The organism is Burkholderia sp. LK4 (genome assembly GCF_001043615.1).
In the GTDB taxonomy this organism is placed as follows: Bacteria; Pseudomonadota; Gammaproteobacteria; order Burkholderiales; family Burkholderiaceae; genus Burkholderia; species Burkholderia cepacia.
In genome coordinates, this window is record NZ_LDUL01000081.1 from 58,933 (window position 1) to 76,907 (window position 17,975).

Below are 17,975 nucleotides of genomic sequence, written 5' to 3' on the forward strand. Positions count from 1 at the left end.
ATGCCCGCACCGGCAACCGCCAGGAGACGGTCGTGGAAATTCATTCGCAGTGGACGTTCGATTGCCGGCCCGAGCATGTCTGGCCGCATTTCCTCCATGCCCGGATGGACGACACGCGGCCGTTGCTGTTCCGCCTCGGCGTGCCGAAGCCGGTCAGCTGCCGCGTGCTCGAAGGCGTGCCGGCCGTCGGCAACACGCGGCAGTGCACGACCGATCGCGGCACCATCGATCAGCGCATCCTGGTCCTCGACGAGCATCGCCGGCTGCGTTACCGGATGGTGGCGTCGACGGTGTGGTGTCGCGACTGGGGCGGCCTGCTTGAGGACGAATTCACGCTGACGCCGGTGGAAGGCGGCAGGACGCGCGTCGAACGGCGCACCGTGTTCAGCGCGCGTGGCCTCTTCAGGCCGGTTCGGCAGATCGGGTTGTGGCTCGCGTTGCGGCAGGCGCACCGGTATGCGGCCCGCAACTGGCGGCGTCTCGCGATGGCGGCGCAGGGGCGGGCGGGTGCGATGGAGACGGTGCGCTAGGGCTTGGGCTTGGGTGCGGGCGCGTAATAGATTTGCCCGACATCCGTGTCGCGCACTTCGCCGTTGCGTTCGGCCTCCGTGCGCGTAGCCAGGAAATCGACCGTGCACAGATCCGGGCGGCCCAGCGCCTTCAGGATGCCCGACGTGCGCCACGCCGGCAGCCAGTCGGCCCACGACAACCGCACGCCCAGGAGCAGCGCGAGCATGACGCCGATCGCGGCCGGCCCGCCCAGCAGCATGGCCAGGTCGACACCCAGGTTGGAAAAGCCGTCGTCGCCGGTCCAGAGCAGCAGGATCATGATCGGGACGACAAAGCAGTTCATGCCGATGAACATCCATTTCCACGCCAGCCAGAGGTTGTGCGTCAGGCCGGCCAGCCCCGTGTCGCTGCACGTGTGATCCATGACCATGCGGCGCCGGTCCGGCGACGACAGCGCGAACAGGCGGCCACGGCGATCGACTACGGCAACCACGTCGTCGCCGACGTCGAAGCACTGCCCGCCGAGGAACCCGCGGTACGACTCGCCGCCGATTTCGATTTCGACCGGTAGCTTCGCGAACAGGATCTTGCCGTTCTTCCCCACGGTCACGAACGCGTTTGCCGACGCGAAGGTCCTGGTTTCGCGCAGGTTTGCGTACGACCACGTCGCCGGATGCTCGACCTTGTCGGCCGCGGCGTTCAACTCGGCCAGGACGAGATCCTCGTCGGCTTGCTGGAACACCAGGGCATTGGCCGCGGCCCCGTTGCCGGTGAGTGCCGCGAGGATCGGCACCACGGTGTGCGTGAACCAGTAGCCGAGCGACTTCTTGCGGGCTTCGGGGTCGACGGGCGGCACCTGACGGCTTCCGGCACTGCCCTGGTCGGGGCGCTCGAGAAAGCGCATCGCGGTCAGTTTGCCTTCGACAAGACGCAGGGGTGACGACATGAGGGCAGGCGGCTGCAATGGGACAAGGTTTGCGGAGTCTACCAGTCGACTGTCGGCGCGTTTGTCCTGCTTGACGCGCCGTTCCACCGGCGCCGCATCGCGGCCGCCAGTGCCACGCTCGCGCGCCCCGACCCGGAGGCCTTCAACCCGGGCAGCCCAGCCGGTCCGCGAGTTCGTTCAGGTCCTTGACGTCGAAGTCCCACTGATCGGCGGCTCGCAGGTCGGTCGTCTGGCCGGGCCCGTGTTCGGTCGGCCGCAGCACGAACGCGGTCGACAGCCCCTGCCGGCGTGCGGCCGCGAGATCGCCGTTGTGCGCCGCGACCAGGCACAGCTCGGCCGGCTCGATGCCGAGAATCTCGACGGTATCGCTGTACACCTGCGGCGACGGCTTGTACGCGCGCACGACTTCCGCGCCGAGGATCGCATCCCACGGCAGCCCCGCGCGTTTAGCGACGTCGACCATCAGCCGGATGTTGCCGTTCGACAGCGGCGCGATGATGAAGCGTCGCTTCAGCCGCTGCAGCGCCGCGACGGCATCGGGCCACGGGTCGAGGCTGTGCCACGCGAGGTTGAGCGCGTCGATGTCGGCGTCGGGCACGTCGACGATTCCGTAGCGGTCGAGCGTGCGCACGAGGTTCTCGCGGTGCAGGACGTCGAGCCGCACGTAGCGGCGGCGCCCGCTGCGGATTTCTTCCATCGACGGCGAATATTCGGCCCGCCACGTATCGGCGAATTCGAACGGGTCGAGTGCGGGTGCATGGCGATCGAGGAACGCGGCGGCGCCGCGTGCGACGCCGCTTCTCCAGTCGACGATCGTTCCGAAGACATCGAAAACGAGCGCCTTGATTTCGGCAGGGTTCGTCATGGTGATCCTGTGAAGGTCAATCGATGAGGGTGCACATCGCCGTGCCGCGCGCGATGCGCGGCGCCGGAGCCATCGACATTGAATCACGGATGCGAAAACGCGGCCTGCCGGGCCCGATGCAGTCCGGCCGCGCCGGAACGGAGAAGCAGGGCAGCGGCGCGCGCCGACGGCCGGACACGCCGGCCGCCGCGCGTGCCGTGCCGGTCAGCTCTTGTCGTACGAGAACTGGATGCCCGCGGTGCCGCCGGTTTCGATGAACAGGTTGATGAATGCCGGCACGGTGGCGCTGCGCGCCCAGTCGCGCTGCAGTTCGCAGAACAGCTGCGCGACGCTGATCATCTGCCCGCCGGCCTGCTCGATGCGGCGCAGCGCGGCTTCGTGCGCGGCGACCGACGTGCCGCCGACCGCATCGACGACCACGTACACCTCATAACCGGCCTTCAGCGCGTCGAGCGCCGGGAAGGTCAGGCACGCTTCGGTCCACAGCGCGGTCATGATCAGTTTCTTGCGGCCGGTCGCTTCGACGGCCTTGCGGAATTCGACGTCTTCCCAAGAGTTGATGCTGGTGCGGTCGTAGGTCGGATAACCTTCGAGCGCCGCGCGCAGCTGCGGGATCGGCGGCTTGTTCAGGCCCGTCTTCACGTTCACGGTCGAGTGGACGATCGGCAGGTTGTACGCGACGGCCGCCTTCGACGCGCCGACGATGTTGTTGATCAGCAGCTGGCGATCCATCGACGCGATGGAGTTCACCTGGACCGGCTGGTAATCGATGACGATGAACGCCGCGTTCTGCGGGGTGAGCAGGTGGTCGTTCGCGGGGTCGCGAACCGGTTCGCTTGCCATGGTTGCCTCCAGTGACGATGCGGGAAGTGAGGGGGGTAAATCCAAGTCCAGTGAACCGTCGGGTCGGACGAAGAAGCCGGTCGAGAAAATTCCCGGCTGCCGCGACACGCTCGATCCACGCTGAAACAGGATGCTAGGCGTGCAACAACCGGCGTTCCAGTCCCTTAAAATGCCGTCAGTGTTCTATGAGTGGAACAATCATGGATGACCTGAACGACCTCTACTATTTCGTGAAGGTGGTCGAACACGGCGGGTTCACGCAGGCCGGCCGCGCGCTGGACGTGCCGAAATCGACACTGAGCCGGCGCATCGCCGCGCTGGAAGCGAAGTACGACGTGCGGCTGCTGCAGCGGACGACGCGTCATTTCACCGTCACGGAAACCGGACGCGAATTCCATGAGCGCTGCCTCGCGGTGCTGGTCGAAGCCGACGCCGCGCGCGAGGTGATCGAGCGCCGGCACGCGGAGCCGCGCGGCGTCGTCCGCGTCAGTTGCCCGACCGCGCTGCTCGAATATCGCGTGAGCGAACTGGTCGCGCGCTTCATGGCGATTCATCCGCAGGTGCAGGTGCATCTCGAGGCGACGAACCGTCGCGTCGACCTGCTGAGCGAAGGGTTCGACCTCGCGCTGCGGGTGCGCTTCCCGCCGCTGGAGGATAGCGATCTCGTGATGCGCGTGCTCGCCGACAGCCCGCAGCGGCTGGTGGCCGCGCCGCATTGGCTGGACGGGCGCGCGCCGCTGTCGGACCCGGCCGGGCTGGCCGGCGCGCCGAGTCTCGACTGGGGGCCGGCGCGACATCACGTGTGGCAGCTGGTCGGGCCGAACGGCGAGCACGCGCAGTTGCGCCATCATCCGCGCTTCGTCACGGACGACATGCACGCGTTGCGCGATGCGGCGATTCACGGCGTCGGCATCGTGCAGCTGCCGTGCATGGTCGTCGAGGACGACCTGCGCGACGGCACGCTGGTCGACGTGCTGCCCGGCTGGGCACCGAAGGGCGGCGTGGTGCACGCGGTGTTTCCGTCGCGGCGCGGGCTGCTGCCGCGCGTGCGGCTGCTGATCGATTTCCTGGCCGAACACATCCGGAAGGATTGACGCTCGCGCCGGCGCCGCGCTGCAAGCTGGGCCGGCGCGTGTGCGGGCCCGATGCCCGATACCCGACGCATCGGCGCATCTGCGCATCTGCGCATCGGCGCCGAGCGCGGCACCCGGAGCATGGCGGTCGCGGCCGCGACCAACGTATCGAAGGCGATCACGCGCACGGATCCCGGCGCGGACGATCGAACGCGAACGGAGCCGGGGCGCCGCCGCAAGCTGACGAATCGCTTTCGAACGCGGCCCGCACGGCGCACGGCCTTGCCCGGAGCGGTCGCGCCGCGCGCAGGTCTTCCGGCGGACCGACTGCCGGCCGCGCATGCCGCACCGACCGCGTGTAACCCCTGATGCGCATGGACGCCCGGGTTGCCACGGATTGGTGTTAAATGTATTTCGGCGCGCGTTGGCACCGCGTGCAATACGGGGCGCACCGGGCATCGGCGTATACCCGGAGCGAAAAACGGCACGAAGGATCGAAAACGAATCGGGCGCATCAGACCCGATCGGACAGACGGCAGGATTCATCTTGAATACCGAACCGCAAAGTTCTCGTTACAGTCTCGGGCTCGCGGCGGAAGTGCTCGCGTCCGAGCAAAGCGTGCTGAGGCTGATCACGCGCAACACACCGCTGCCGGAGCTGCTCGTCGAAGTCTGCCGGCGCGCCGAGGCTTTGCTCGGCGACGGTGCGTCGTGCACGATCCTGCTGCTCGATATCGACGGCGCGCACGTGCACGTCGGCGCCGCGCCGTCGCTGCCCCGACAGTACAGCGCGGCGATCGAAGGCGCGACGATCGGGCCGGTGGCCGGCTCGTGCGGCACGGCGATGTACCTGCGCCGGATGGTCGTCGTCGAGGATATCGAAACCGATCCCCTGTGGGCCGACTATCGTGCGGTTGCGCTGCCGCTGGGCCTGCGCGCGTGCTGGTCGGTGCCGTTCCTCGACGACGCGGGCGCCGTGCTGGGCGCGTTCGCCGTCTATCACCGCATGCCGCGCCGGCCGGGCGATGAGGAAACCGAACTGCTGCGCGACATCGGCAACAGCGTCGGCCTCGCGGTGCACCAGGACCGGATCGCGCGACAGCTCGCGCGCAGCGAGGAACATCACCGGCTCGTGGTCAACAGCCTGAACGAAGGGATCCTCGTCGTGTCGCGCGATGGCGTGGTGGTCGCGAGCAACCCGAGTGCGAACCGGATGATGCGCGTGAAGGGCGACCTCGTCGGCCGCAGGCTGTCGACGGTGATCCTGCGCAAGCTGCGCGAGGACGGTACGCCGATCGCGCCCGACGACTGGCCGAGCCGGCGCGCGCTCGAAACGGCCACGCCGATGCTCGACTACACGGTCGGTTTCGGCCTGGCGGACGGCGACACCATCTGGGTGCGCGGCAACGCGGTGCCGATCGTGAAGCCCGGCGAAACGCAGGCCGACTCGGTGCTCGTTTCATTCAACGACATCGGCCCCGTGCGCGAAGCGCAGCAGCAGCTGCGCTACCTGGCGACGCGCGATGCGCTGACGGGCCTCTACAACCGCCGCTGGCTCGGCGATCGCATGCGCGAGCTGTTCGGCGGCCACGATGCGGCGGGCGGGCCCGCGCGCGTCGCGATCCTGTTCATCGATCTCGTCGGCTTCAAGAAGGTCAACGACACGGCCGGCCACGACGCGGGCGACGCGCTGCTGCGCAGCGTCGCGGCGCGGCTCGCGGCATGCGGAGGCGGGCAGCATGCGCTCACGCGCGTCGGCGGCGACGAGTTCGTGATCCTCGTCGACGACTGCGACGATCCCGACCGGCTCGCGGTGCTCGCGCGCGAGGTGATCGACGCGATCGCGAAGCCGTTCGCGATCGCGAACAACGAATACTGGCTCGGCGTGTCGATCGGGATCAGCGTCGCGCCGCGCGACGGCGACGATGCCGTCACGTTGATGCGCAACGCCGATTCCGCGATGTACGACGCGAAGCAGCGCGGCCGCAACCACTTCACGTTCTTCACCGCGCAGCTCAACCTGCGGCTGCAGCGCCGCTTCGCGATCGAGCAGTCGCTGCGGCGCGCGCTCGCGTCGGACATGCTGCGGCTCGCGTATCAGCCCGTCGTCGACGCGCGCAGCGGCCGCACCGTCGGCGCCGAGGCGCTGCTGCGCTGGACGAGCCCCGAGCTCGGGCCGATGTCGCCGGCGGAGTTCATTCCGGTCGCGGAAGATACGGGGCAGATCGTCGCGATCGGCCAGTGGGTGCTCGAAACCGCATGCCGGCAGGCGGCCGAATGGCGCCGCACGATCGCGCCCGACCTGGTGCTGGCCGTCAACCTGTCGCCGCGGCAGTTCCACGAAGGCCTCGTCGAGTCGGTCGGTCGCTGCCTCGCGCAGACGCGGCTCGATCCGTCCGCGCTCGAACTCGAGATTACAGAAGGACTACTGATGAACGACACGGACACCGTGCTGCCGATGCTCGAGGCGCTCACGGACATGAACGTGCGCATCTCGGTCGACGATTTCGGCACCGGCTATTCGTCGCTCGCGTACCTGAAGCGCTTTCCGCTGCACAACCTGAAGGTCGACCGCTCGTTCGTGTCGGGCGTGCCCGATCATCACGATTCGGTGGCGATCACGCAGGCCGTCGTCGCGATGGCGCATTCGCTCGGGATGAAGGTCACGGCCGAAGGGGTCGAGACGCAGGCGCAGTCGCGGTTCCTGCAGCAGATCGGCTGCGACATGCAGCAGGGCTACCTGTTCAGCCGCCCGCTCGACCCGAGCGACTACGCGCGCAGGCTCGGCGCCGCGTGAGCGAGGCGCCGAGCCTGCGTTCAGTGTTCAGCATTCAGCGTTCAGTCGGCGCGCGGCGCACCGAAGCCGCCGGGGACGGGCGGGGACGGCGTCGCGTCGATCTCGACGCGGTTCTTGCCCTCGTGCTTCGCGCGATAGAGCGCGCGGTCGGCCGCTTCGATCAGCACGGTCGTCGGCAGGCCGGGCGTCGGCACGATGGTCGCGCCGCCGATGCTGATCGTCACGGTGTTGCCCGTCGACGAATGCGCATGCCGTAGCCGCAGCGCCTCGATCGCGAGGCGGATCTTCTCGCCGAGCAGCCGCGCGGCACCCGGCGACGTGGCCGGCATCACGACCGCGAATTCCTCGCCGCCGAAACGCGCGGCGAGATCGCCCGACTGGCCGAGACAGCGCTCGATGGTCGACGCGATCTGCTTGAGCACGCTGTCGCCCGACACGTGGCCGTACGTGTCGTTGTACAGCTTGAAATTGTCGACGTCGATCATCAGCAGCGACAGCTCGCTGCGCTCGCGCGTGCCGCGCCGCCATTCGGCGGCGAGGTATTCGTCGAGATAGCGCCGGTTCGACAGCCCGGTGAGGCCGTCCGAATGCGTGAGGCGCCGCAGCTCGAGATTGGCTTCGAGCAACTGCTGCTGCGATTGCCGCAGCGCGCGATAGGCCTCGTCGCGCTGCAGCAGGTTCATGTACGAGCGCGAGTGGTAGCGCACGCGTGCGACGAGCTCGATGCGGTCGGGCAGCTTCACGAGGTAGTCGTTCGCGCCGGCCGCGAAGGCGGCGCTCTTGATCACAGGCTCTTCCTGCGTCGACAGCACGATGATCGGCACGTCGCGCGTCGCCGGATTCGTCCGGTACGCCTTCACGAGGCTCAGCCCGTCGGTGCCGGGCATCACGAGGTCCTGCAGGATCACGGTCGGCCGCGTCTCGATCGCGGTGGCCATCGCGTCGTCCGAACGCGGGCAATAGTGGAAATCGATGCCTTCCTCGTCGACGAGCGCGCGCCGCACGGCTTCCGCGACGATCGTCTGGTCGTCGACCAGCAGCACCATCGCCGGCACGTCGGCGGGCGGCACGTAGGGGCCGCCTGGCGGGCGAGTCGGGTCAATGGTCATGGTCGATGCGGGTTGTTGCGAAAGCAGGCATGGGTGTTGCGCGGGTTCATCGGGCTCAGATCCGCGCGAGCGCCGCCAGCTCGCCCGCGATGCGTCCGAGCGGCAGGATCGCGCGCGCCGCGCCCAGCGTCGCGGCCGCCTTCGGCATGCCGTAGACGGCGCTCGTCGCCTCGTCCTGCGCGATCGTATGGTAGCCCTTCATCCGCAGCGCCTTCAGGCCGATCGCGCCGTCGCGGCCCATCCCCGTGAGCAGCACGCCGATCACGCGGCCGGGCCAGTGCTCGGTCAGGCTGTTGAAGAACACGTCGACCGACGGGCGATACGGCGTGGCGGCCGGCTCGCGCGTGTATTCGAGCGTGCCGGCGCGCGTGATGCGCAGGTGGTCGTCGGTCGCGGCGAGCAGCGCGACGCCCGGCTGCGGGCGGTCGCCTTCGCGCGCGACGCGCACGGCGAGCGACGTCTGGCCGTCGAGCCATTGCGCCATGCCTTCGGCGAACGCGCGGTCGACGTGCTGCACGATCACGATCGGTGCGTTGAAATCGGCCGGCAGGCCGCCGAGGACCGACGCGAGCGCGCCGGGGCCGCCGGCCGATGCTCCGATCGCGATCAGCGGTCCGCCGCCGGTGCGCGGGGGCGTGCCGGCGAGGCGCGAGCCGCCGGGCGCGTCGAGCAGGCGGCCGATCTGGTCGATCTTCGCGAGCAGCAGCCGGGTCGTGTCGCCGGCCGAGCCGTCGCCGAGCCGCGGCGTATCGACCGCGTCGAGCGCGCCGGCGCCCATCGCCTCGAACACGCGCCACGCGTTCGCGCCGATGCAGCTCGTCACGATCAGGATCGCGCACGGTCGTTCGGATCGCATGATCCGCCGCGTCGCTTCGATCCCGTCGAATTTCGGCATGATCAGGTCCATCAGCACGACGTCGGGCGGCTGCGTGGCGCATAGTTCGACGGCTTGCGCGCCGTCGGTCGCGACCCACAGCACGCGGTGCTCGGGCCGTCGCGCGATCGCGCGGCGCATCGCCTCGACGGCAAGCGGGAGGTCGTTGACGATGCCGATGTTCACAAGCGGAATTCTCCGGTCGGTTCGTGATGCTGGAGGTGGGCCGGGTTCATGGAAGGAGGGGGCCTGTTCGGCGCCGCCGGACGGCATCGGCGGCCGGACGGCACGGCATTCTTTTCGGTTGGCGACGCCCCGAATGCTGTCATGCGGCGCGGGCGGCGGCAATCGAAAAATTTGCGCATTGCGCCGATTCAGTGCGTTTCCTCTATGGCTGTGCGGCGGGCGGCGGAATCGGGCCAGCCCGCGCGTGCGTGCACGGTCGTGCGGTTTCGGCATGGCAGGCCGCGGAAGCCGGCATGTTACCGTGGCGGCTTCGAAGAAAAAGACGGGGAGAACTCAGGATGGCCGTGCCCGACACCGTACTCGTCAGCCGCGACCCGTGGGCGCCGATCGTGACCGAGCATGACGGCCGGTTGCTGTACCGGATCTACATCGAGAGCGGACACGCGTCGTTCCACCGCGATTTTCCGGTCGAACCCGACGCGGTGCGCGTGCTGCGCGACGACGCCGAGCGCTACTACTTCCTGTTCGCGGCGCTTCATCATCCCTGCCAGCTGAGCGCGACGAACCTGTCCGACGCGGAACGCGAACGCTACTTCCGCACGATCCTGTTTGCCGGCCGCGACGAAGTCGAAGCCTTCATGACGGCACTCGACCGCGCCAGCAACGGCGCGGTCGCGAACCTGCTGAGGATCTTCACGCAGGCCGACTACCGGCAACTGCGCGCGGGCCGGTGGTTCGACATGGGCGCCGGGACGCCGGCCGCGTAGCGCCTGCGCGGGCCCGTGGTCCGCTTCGGCGGGCGCCGGAGGAAACCGGCCGCGCCGTCAATGGCTGCGCGCGTACCCCTGGATCAGCGCGCGCATCATGCCTTCGACCGTCGCGTCGAGCAGGTCGTCTTCCTGCTCGGTTTCCTCGACGAGCGCGGCATACGCGGTCGCGAGCGTCACGCGATCGACCTCATGGCGTTGCTCCATCAGCGTCACCATCCCGTCCTTCGCCAGATGAGCGGAGAACGCACGGCTGCCGATGGTCTGGAATACGTCAATCATGGCGGCTCTCCCGTCCGTTGCCGATGCTTTCCAGTTTAGTCGGCGCACCGGGGCTCCGCCACGCGCGGCGGCCCGTCGCACGCCGCCCTCCGGGGCGGCCACGCGCGTGCCGCGACCGGTGCGTCCGTGCCGGCCGGCCAGCCGCCGATTCCTCGGATGAAACATCGCCGACGCATGGCCCGGGCACGGTGTCCGCACACTTCAACGTTTACCCGAAGCAGCAAATTGTCGACTTTTTATCGATAAAGTCTCGTGCTAGATTGCGCCGTCAGAGCCCGGTCCAAACCGGGCAGGCGGCGCGTTGCCAAGGCGCCGCGCGTCCGATACAAGGAGGAGCAATGCTGGTGCTGATTGGGGTGCCGATCGTCGTGATCGGTTTTGCGCTGCGCTTCAATGCGCTGCTGGTGGTCACGATCGCGGGGCTCGCGACGGGGCTGGCGGGCGGGCTGAATCTCGTCGACATCGTCAGCGCGTTCGGCAAGGCGTTCACCGAAAACCGCTACATGGGGCTCATCTGGCTGACGCTGCCGGTGATCGCGCTGCTCGAGCGCAACGGGCTCAAGGAGCAGGCGAAGCGGATGATCTCGCGTGTGCAGGCGGCCACCACCGGCCGCGTGCTGATGCTGTACTTCGTGCTGCGCCAGGCGACGGCCGCGCTCGGCCTCACGTCGCTCGGCGGCCATGCGCAGATGGTGCGGCCGCTGATCGCGCCGATGGCCGAGGCCGCCGCGGTCAACCGGCACGGCGAGCTGCCCGAAGCGGTGCGCCAGCAGATCCGCGCGCATGCGTCGGGCGTCGACAACGTCGCCGTGTTCTTCGGCGAGGACATCTTCATCGCGATCCAGTCGATCCTGCTGATCAAGGGCTTTCTCGAACAGAACGGGATTTCCATCGAACCGCTGCACCTGTCGGTGTGGGCGATCCCGACCGCGATCGCCGCGCTGCTGATCCACTGCACGCGCCTCGCGCTGCTCGACCGCCGGCTCACGCGCGGCTTCGGCCTGGTGAAGCAGGAGGGCGCGCGATGATCGGCCTCGAATCGCTGTATACGCTCGCGGGGCTGATGTTCGCCGCGTTCGCGTGCTTCAACCTGACGGACCGCACGAACCCGCGCCGCGTCGTCAATTTCGCGTTCTGGGCGATCTACGCGGTCACGTTCCTGTTCGGCGCGCTGCTGCCGCACTTCGTGACGGGCTGCCTCGCGATCGCGCTCGCGGTGATCGCGGGCTCCGGCAAGCTCGGGCGCGGCAAGTCCGACGAAGCCGGCGAAGCGGCGGCCGTGCGCCGCGAGACACTCGCGCAGCGCTTCGGCAACCGGCTGTTCCTGCCCGCGCTGCTGATTCCGGTCGTCACGCTGATCGGCACGTTCGCGCTGAAGCTCGTGCCGTTCGTCGACCAGAAGAGCGTGACGCTGATCTCGCTCGTGCTCGGCACGCTCGTCGCGTTCGTCGTCGCGCTCGCGATGCTGCGCGATTCGCCGGTGCATGCGGTGAGGGAGGCACGCCATACGATGGATGCGGTCGGCTGGGCCGCGATCCTGCCGCAGATGCTCGCGGCGCTCGGCGCGCTGTTCGCGGTCGCGGGTGTCGGCGGCGTGGTGTCGGGGCTCGTGAAGGCGTGGGTGCCGATCGATTCGCCGTTCGCGGTGGTCGCGGCCTATACGGTCGGCATGGCGCTGTTCACGATGATCATGGGCAACGGCTTCGCCGCGTTCCCCGTGATGACGGCCGGCATCGGACTGCCGCTGATCGTCCACCAGTTCCACGGCAACCCGGCGATCGTCGGCGCGATCGGGATGCTGAGCGGCTTCTGCGGTACGCTGATGACGCCGATGGCAGCGAACTTCAACATCGTGCCGGCGGCGCTGCTCGAACTGAAGGACAAGAACGGCGTGATCAAGGCGCAGTGGCCGACCGCCGTGCTGCTGCTCGCCGTGAACACGCTGCTGATGTATGCGTTCGCATTCCGCTTCTGACTCGATGGACGAGATCCTCATGACCGACCGACTCACCCCCGAACTCGCGTCGAAGTTCGCGTCGCTCGCGCTCGCGCACCTGACCCGCGAATATCCGAACAAGCTCACGCATTCGCTCGCCGGCCCGCAAGATGTGCAGGGGCCGCGCGCGCTGCATCCGATCTTCTACGGCAGCTACGACTGGCACTCGTGCGTGCACGGCTACTGGCTCGTGCTGCGCGTGCTCGAACGCTACCCGGCGTTGCCGGAGGCCGAACGCATCGTCGCGATCGTCGATGCGCACTTCACCGATGCGAACGTCGCCGGCGAGCGGGCGTACCTCGCGCTGCCGCACAACAGCGGCTTCGAGCGGCCTTACGGCTGGGCGTGGCTGCTCGCGCTCGCCGCGCAGCTCGAGCGGCTCGCGCTGAGGGGCGCGCTGCCGCAGGCCGCGCGCTGGGCGAAGACGATGGCACCGCTCACCGACCTGTTCGTGTCGCGCTTCGAGACCTTCCTGCCGAAAGCGACCTATCCGCTGCGCGTCGGCACGCACTTCAACACCGCGTTCGCGCTGGCGCTCACGCTCGACTTCGCGCGCGACACGCAGCGCGACGGGCTCGCGGCGCTGATCGTCGATACCGCGAAGCGCTGGCACCTGAACGACGTCGCGTGCCAGGCGTGGGAACCGTCGGGCGACGAATTCCTGTCGCCCGCGCTGATGGAGGCCGAGCTGATGCGGCGCGTGCTGCCGGCCGCCGAATTCGACGGCTGGTTCGCGCGCTTCCTGCCTGATCTCGCGCGCGGCGAGCCGGCGACGCTGTTCGAGCCGGCGACGGTCAGCGATCGCAGCGACGGCAAGATCGCCCACCTCGACGGGTTGAACCTGAGCCGCGCGTGGTGCCAGCGCGCGCTCGCCGGCGCGCTGCCGGAAGGCGACGCACGGCGCGCGAAGCTGCTCGATGCGGCCGGCCGGCACCTCGCGAGCGCGCTCGCGAACGTGGCCGGCGACTACATGGGCGAGCACTGGCTCGCGACGTTCGCGTTGCTCGCGCTGGAGGCGTAGCGCGCGAAACCCCACGGGCGGCAAGGTCATCGGTGCGCGGCTATACTCGCCGCTCGGGCACGCCTCGTGCCATCGATGTTGCGCGAGGCCGCCATCCTTCCGTTCGCCGCCTCGCCATGGACAAGCTCATTTCCTACGTCGCCGCGATCCACGGGCTCGCGGGCCCGGTGTCGATCGTGTCGCATGTCACGTCGCACGACCGCTGGACCGACGACGACGTCGAGGTCACGCGCGACGAAACCGAATACCGCTTCGACAACGGCGCGATCGTGCGCCGCTCGGTCGAGCAGGACCGCGCGCCGTCCGACCTGCTGTGCGCCGAATGCTGGATCGACTACGACGTGCTTCGCCATCCCGATGCGCAGCCGATCGGCCCGACGCGGATCACGTTCGACAACGCGTGCCGCGAAACTTTCTGGCTGCGTTATCACCTCGCTTGAATGCTTGAATGCTTGAATGCTTGAATGCTTGAATGCGTGAATGCGTGAATGCGTGACCGCACGACCGCACGACCGCATGACCGCATGACCGCACGACCGCATGACCGCATGACCGCGCGCGGCCGCCTCAACCCGCCGGTGCGCCATCGGCCGCCTGCAGCAGCGGGGCGAGCCGCGTCGCCGCGTCGCGCATTTTCGGCACGTTCTCCAGCAAATCGTTGAGCGTCGCGCGCGCGGTCGGCGCATGCACGGCGAGCGCCGCAAGCACGCGGCCGCTCGCGGCATCCTTCACCGGCACCGCGACGGCCACCATCCCGCGCACGAATTCCTCGTTGTCGATGCCGACACCGCGCGCGGCGAGCCGGTCGAGCTCGGCCGCGAGCAGCTGCGCATCGGTCAGCGTCCGGTAGGTCATCTTCTTCAGCGTGAGCCGCGCGAGCATCGCGTTGCGCTCCAGCGCATTCATCTGCGACAAAAACAGCTTGCCGCTCGCCGTGCAGTGCAGCGGCACGCGCATGCCGGGCCGCATCTCGAGCCGCAGCGGCTCGGTCGTCTCGACGCGTTCGACGTACAGCACCGTGTCGCCGTCGAGCGCGGTGAGGTTGCAGGTTTCGCCGAGCACGTCGACGAGCGCGCGCAGCACCGAGCGGCAGCCGCGCGTGAAGGTGTTGTTCGACAGCGCCGCGAGCGCGAACTGCGCGGCGCGCGGGCCGAGCGCGATACCGCGGTCGTGGCCGCGCGAGTCGGGCATGTGGATCACGTAGCCGCGCGCCTCCAGCGACTCGATCAGCCGCAGCAGCGTCGCCTTCGGGATATGCAGCCGCGCGGCGAGCTGCGACAGCGTGTACGGCTGGCCGGCCGACGCGAGCGCTTCGAGCACGGCGAGGGCGCGCAGCACACGCGCGTCGTCGGCGGGCGCGCCATCGGGCGGCGCGGGGGCAGGTTCGCGCATGTGTCTCCTCCGTCGGGATCGGCGTGCGTCCCGGGATGGTGTGTGTGCGATGGAAATGAAACGAATTGAACGGTTTTTGTACCACATTCGCCGCGTGGACAATAAATCGGCTTGTACGTGTTCCGTGTGCTCAATAAATTTGGACGAAACATACCGGATTTTTTAAAAACCCCGGAACGGAGACACGGAATGACACGCAGCTTCGACTATGTCGTGGTCGGCGCGGGATCGGCCGGTTGCGTCCTCGCCAACCGCCTGTCCGACGGCGGCCGCCATACGGTGTGCCTGCTGGAAGCCGGCCCCGCCGACCGCTATATGTGGATCCACGTGCCGATCGGCTACGGCAAGACGATGTTCCACCCCGTGTACAACTGGGGCTTCCACACCGATCCCGATCCGAACATGCACAACCGCCGCCTGTACTGGCCGCGCGGCCGCACGCTCGGCGGCTGCAGCTCGATCAACGGGCTGATCTACGTGCGCGGGCAGCAGCAGGACTACGATCACTGGGCGGCGCTCGGCAATCGCGGCTGGAGCTGGCGCGAGTGCCTGCCGTATTTCCGCAAGCTCGAACACAACACGCTCGGCGAAGGGCCGACGCGCGGCACCGGCGGCCCGCTGTGGGCTTCCGCGATCCGGCAGCGGCACGAACTCGTCGATGCGTTCGTCGCCGCGTCGAACCGGCTCGGCGTGCGCACCGTCGACGATTTCAACACGGGCGACCAGGAAGGCGTGGGCTACTACCAGCTCACCACGCGCAACGGGCTGCGCTGCTCGACCGCGGTGGCCTACCTGAAGCCCGCGCGCGGGCGGCCGAACCTGCATGTCGAAACCGATGCGCAGGCGCTGAAGGTGCTGTTCGACGGCACGCAGGCGTCCGGCGTGCGGTACGTCCGGCACGGCAAGATTCACGACGTGCGTGCGCGGCGCGAGGTGATCCTCGCGGCCGGCGCGCTGCAGTCGCCGCAACTGCTGCAGGTGTCGGGCGTCGGGCCGGCCGCGCTGCTGGGCCGGCACGGGATTCCGGTCGTCGCCGATCGGGCGGGCGTCGGCGAGAACCTGCAGGATCATCTGCAGATTCGTCTGATCCATGAAGTGACGAAACCGATCACGACCAACGACGAACTGCATTCGTGGGTCGGCCGCGCGAAGATGGGGCTGCAATGGGCGCTGTTCCGCGGCGGCCCGCTCGCGATCGGCATCAACCAGGGCGGGATGTTCTGCCGTGCGCTGCCGGACGAATCGGCGACGCCCGACATCCAGTTCCATTTCTCGACGCTGTCGGCGGATTCGGCGGGCGGCAGCGTGCATCCGTTTCCCGGCTGCACGTATTCGATCTGCCAGCTGCGGCCCGAATCGCGCGGCACCGTGCGAATCCGCACCGACGATGCGCGCGACGCGCCGTCGATCCAGCCGAACTATCTCGACACCGAGCGCGACCGCAGCACGACGGTGGCCGGCGTGCGCTTCGCGCGACGCGTCGCGGCCACCGAGCCGATGGCGTCGCTGATGAAGCGCGAGGTGCGGCCGGGCGCGGACGCGCAGACGGACGACGAGCTGCTCGAGTTCTGCCGGGAATACGGGCAGACGATCTTTCATCCGTCCGGTACGGCGAAAATGGGCGTCGCGAGCGATCCGCTCGCGGTCGTCGACGAGCGGCTGCGCGTGTACGGCACGCGCGGGCTGCGCGTGGTCGACTGCTCGATCATGCCGACCCTCGTATCGGGCAATACCAACGTGCCGATCGTGATGGTCGCCGAGAAGGCGTCCGACATGATCCTCGAGGACGCGCGCGCCACCGATCGCGGCCGCAGCGTCGCGCCGGCCGCCGAGGCCGTCGCGTAGGGCCTCGCCACGCATCTCCCCGCGTGGCCCGTGCGCCTGCGCCCGGACGGCCGCCGCGCGTTCATCGATGCCCCCGCCGGTACGGCGCCGGGGCAGGTTGCGGCGCATCCTTACCTGGAGAAGCTCGCATGGCAATCGATTCCCGGGTCGTCCGACGCGTGGCCGCGGCCAGCGTGATCGGCGCGACCGTCGAGTGGTACGACTTTTTCCTGTACGGCGTCGTCGCCGGCATCGTGTTCGACAAGCAGTACTTTCCGGCGGGCGACGCGTTCGTGTCGACGATGCTCGCGTATGCGACGTTCGCGGTCGGCTTCGTCACGCGGCCGCTCGGCGGCTTGCTGTTCGGCCATCTCGGCGACCGCGTCGGGCGCAAGTCCGCGCTGATCCTGACGATGCTGATCATGGGCGTGTCGACGGCGGGCGTCGCGTTCCTGCCGACCTACGCGCAGATCGGCATGTGGGCGCCGGTGCTGCTGCTGACGCTGCGCGTGCTGCAGGGCATCGGCCTCGGCGGCGAGTGGGGCGGCGCGGTGCTGATGGCGTACGAATATGCGCCGCCGCACCGGCGCGGGCTGTACGCGAGCCTGCCGCAGATCGGGCTCGCGATCGGGCTGTGCCTCGCGGCCGGCGTGGTCGCGGCGCTGTCGCGCGTGTTGCCGGACGCCGCGTTCCTCGCGTGGGGCTGGCGCGTGGCGTTCGCGGCGTCGCTGCTGCTCGTCGCGGTCGGCTTCTACATCCGCACGCGGGTGGCCGATACGCCCGAATTCGTCGCGCTCAAGCGCCAGCGGCGCGACACGAAGCTGCCGGTGGTCGAACTGCTCGGCAACTACCGGCAGGCGATCCTGCTCGGGATGGGCGCGCGCTATATCGACGGCGTGTTCTTCAACGTGTTCGCGGTGTTCTCGATCGGCTACATGACGCGCAACCTGTCGATCTCGCGCGGCGATGCGCTGCTCGGCGTGATGAGCGCGGCGGTCGTGATGTGCGGGTTCATCCCCGTGTTCGGCAGCCTGTCCGACCGGCTCGGCCGCGCACGCGTGTACCGGTGGGGCGCGACGCTGTGCGGGCTGTCGGTGCTGCCCGCGTTCTGGCTGCTGCAGACGCAATCGTCGAACCTGCTCGCCGTATGGCTCGCGCTGGTGATCCCGTTCGGGATCTTCTACGCGATGGCATACGGGCCGGAGGCCGCGCTGTTCGCGGAGCTGTTCGACGCGAACGTGCGGTACACGGGCATTTCGTTCGTCTACCAGGTGTCGGGCATCTTCGCGAGCGGCCTGACCCCGATCGTCGCGACCGCGTTGCTGCGCGTGAACGGCGGTGCGCCGTGGCTCGTCGGGGTGTACGTGATGTTGTCTGCACTCCTGTCGATCGTGTCCGCGCGGGCGATCGAGAAGCGCGGAAGCGTGGCCGAGGTCGCGGTGCGCGCGATGTGACGGCGGGCGGGGCGGGCAGGCGGTGCGGGCGGGGCG

17 protein-coding genes are annotated in these 17,975 nt (G+C 68.8%); 10 read left to right on the top strand and 7 right to left on the bottom strand.

Annotated elements, in window-relative coordinates; all coding sequences use genetic code 11:
• Window positions 1-32 precede the first annotated feature (32 nt).
• A complete protein-coding gene (locus tag VK92_RS33575) occupies window positions 33-530 on the top strand; it encodes an SRPBCC family protein (RefSeq protein WP_048025775.1) in 498 nt (165 codons plus the stop codon).
• Here the strand turns inward: VK92_RS33575 and VK92_RS33580 are convergent.
• The 3 genes from VK92_RS33580 to VK92_RS33590 all read right to left on the bottom strand — a co-directional run bounded on the left by VK92_RS33580 (window position 527) and on the right by VK92_RS33590 (window position 3,164).
• Window positions 527-1,543 (bottom strand): hypothetical protein, encoded by a 1,017-nt coding sequence (locus VK92_RS33580; protein ID WP_231616487.1) that lies wholly within the window; start codon window positions 1,541-1,543, stop codon window positions 527-529. The two genes, VK92_RS33575 and VK92_RS33580, sit on opposite strands and share 4 nt — an antisense overlap.
• A gap of 55 nt (window positions 1,544-1,598) precedes the next feature.
• Window positions 1,599-2,321 carry a haloacid dehalogenase type II gene (locus VK92_RS33585; protein WP_048025779.1) on the bottom strand — a complete coding sequence of 241 codons (723 nt, stop codon included), beginning with the start codon at window positions 2,319-2,321 and terminating at the stop codon, window positions 1,599-1,601.
• A 204-nt stretch (window positions 2,322-2,525) separates the two neighbouring features.
• Window positions 2,526-3,164 (bottom strand): hydrolase, encoded by a 639-nt coding sequence (locus tag VK92_RS33590; protein WP_048025781.1) that lies wholly within the window; start codon window positions 3,162-3,164, stop codon window positions 2,526-2,528.
• A 200-nt stretch (window positions 3,165-3,364) separates the two neighbouring features.
• On the opposite strand from VK92_RS33590, the gene VK92_RS33595 reads away from it, so the two are divergent.
• Together VK92_RS33595 and VK92_RS33605 are read left to right on the top strand one after the other, a co-directional pair.
• Window positions 3,365-4,258, top strand: a complete 894-nt coding sequence (locus VK92_RS33595) for a LysR substrate-binding domain-containing protein (protein ID WP_048025782.1) — start codon at window positions 3,365-3,367, stop codon at window positions 4,256-4,258.
• A gap of 526 nt (window positions 4,259-4,784) precedes the next feature.
• Window positions 4,785-7,034, top strand: coding sequence for a putative bifunctional diguanylate cyclase/phosphodiesterase (locus VK92_RS33605; protein WP_048025784.1), 2,250 nt, complete (start codon window positions 4,785-4,787; stop codon window positions 7,032-7,034).
• Between the two features lie 41 nt (window positions 7,035-7,075).
• Here the strand turns inward: VK92_RS33605 and VK92_RS33610 are convergent, their stop codons facing one another.
• A complete protein-coding gene (locus VK92_RS33610) occupies window positions 7,076-8,143 on the bottom strand; it encodes a response regulator (RefSeq protein ID WP_048025785.1) in 1,068 nt (355 codons plus the stop codon).
• 55 nt (window positions 8,144-8,198) lie between these two features.
• Window positions 8,199-9,203: a chemotaxis response regulator protein-glutamate methylesterase gene (locus tag VK92_RS33615; RefSeq protein WP_027791239.1), complete on the bottom strand. Its 1,005-nt coding sequence runs from the start codon at window positions 9,201-9,203 to the stop codon at window positions 8,199-8,201.
• A 338-nt stretch (window positions 9,204-9,541) separates the two neighbouring features.
• On the opposite strand from VK92_RS33615, the gene VK92_RS33620 reads away from it, so the two are divergent.
• Window positions 9,542-9,970, top strand: coding sequence for a hypothetical protein (locus VK92_RS33620; protein WP_048025786.1), 429 nt, complete (start codon window positions 9,542-9,544; stop codon window positions 9,968-9,970).
• A 57-nt stretch (window positions 9,971-10,027) separates the two neighbouring features.
• On the opposite strand, the gene VK92_RS33625 is transcribed toward VK92_RS33620, so the two are convergent.
• Window positions 10,028-10,252, bottom strand: a complete 225-nt coding sequence (locus VK92_RS33625; RefSeq protein WP_021157619.1) for a hypothetical protein — start codon at window positions 10,250-10,252, stop codon at window positions 10,028-10,030.
• Between the two features lie 338 nt (window positions 10,253-10,590).
• Between VK92_RS33625 and VK92_RS33630 the strand changes: the two genes are divergently transcribed.
• The 4 genes from VK92_RS33630 to VK92_RS33645 all read left to right on the top strand — a co-directional run bounded on the left by VK92_RS33630 (window position 10,591) and on the right by VK92_RS33645 (window position 13,709).
• A complete protein-coding gene (locus VK92_RS33630; RefSeq protein WP_021157620.1) occupies window positions 10,591-11,280 on the top strand; it encodes a DUF969 domain-containing protein in 690 nt (229 codons plus the stop codon).
• The gene (locus VK92_RS33635) at window positions 11,277-12,227 is read left to right on the top strand and encodes a DUF979 domain-containing protein (RefSeq protein WP_021157621.1); all 951 of its coding nucleotides are present in this window, start codon (window positions 11,277-11,279) and stop codon (window positions 12,225-12,227) included. The genes VK92_RS33630 and VK92_RS33635 overlap by 4 nt, the downstream gene beginning before the upstream one ends.
• Window positions 12,228-12,246: 19 nt before the next feature.
• Window positions 12,247-13,269 carry a DUF2891 domain-containing protein gene (locus VK92_RS33640; protein WP_048025794.1) on the top strand — a complete coding sequence of 341 codons (1,023 nt, stop codon included), beginning with the start codon at window positions 12,247-12,249 and terminating at the stop codon, window positions 13,267-13,269.
• 116 nt (window positions 13,270-13,385) lie between these two features.
• Window positions 13,386-13,709 (top strand): hypothetical protein, encoded by a 324-nt coding sequence (locus VK92_RS33645; RefSeq protein WP_048025787.1) that lies wholly within the window; start codon window positions 13,386-13,388, stop codon window positions 13,707-13,709.
• A 127-nt stretch (window positions 13,710-13,836) separates the two neighbouring features.
• Here VK92_RS33645 and VK92_RS33650 read toward each other — a convergent pair whose 3' ends face one another.
• Window positions 13,837-14,661, bottom strand: coding sequence for an IclR family transcriptional regulator (locus VK92_RS33650; RefSeq protein WP_048025789.1), 825 nt, complete (start codon window positions 14,659-14,661; stop codon window positions 13,837-13,839).
• Window positions 14,662-14,850: 189 nt separating this feature from the next.
• Between VK92_RS33650 and VK92_RS33655 the strand changes: the two genes are divergently transcribed.
• Both VK92_RS33655 and VK92_RS33660 read left to right on the top strand, forming a co-directional pair.
• A complete protein-coding gene (locus VK92_RS33655) occupies window positions 14,851-16,506 on the top strand; it encodes a GMC family oxidoreductase (protein WP_048025790.1) in 1,656 nt (551 codons plus the stop codon).
• A 128-nt stretch (window positions 16,507-16,634) separates the two neighbouring features.
• Entirely contained in the window at window positions 16,635-17,939 is a 1,305-nt protein-coding gene (locus VK92_RS33660; RefSeq protein ID WP_021157627.1) for an MFS transporter, read from the top strand.
• Window positions 17,940-17,975 lie beyond the last annotated feature (36 nt).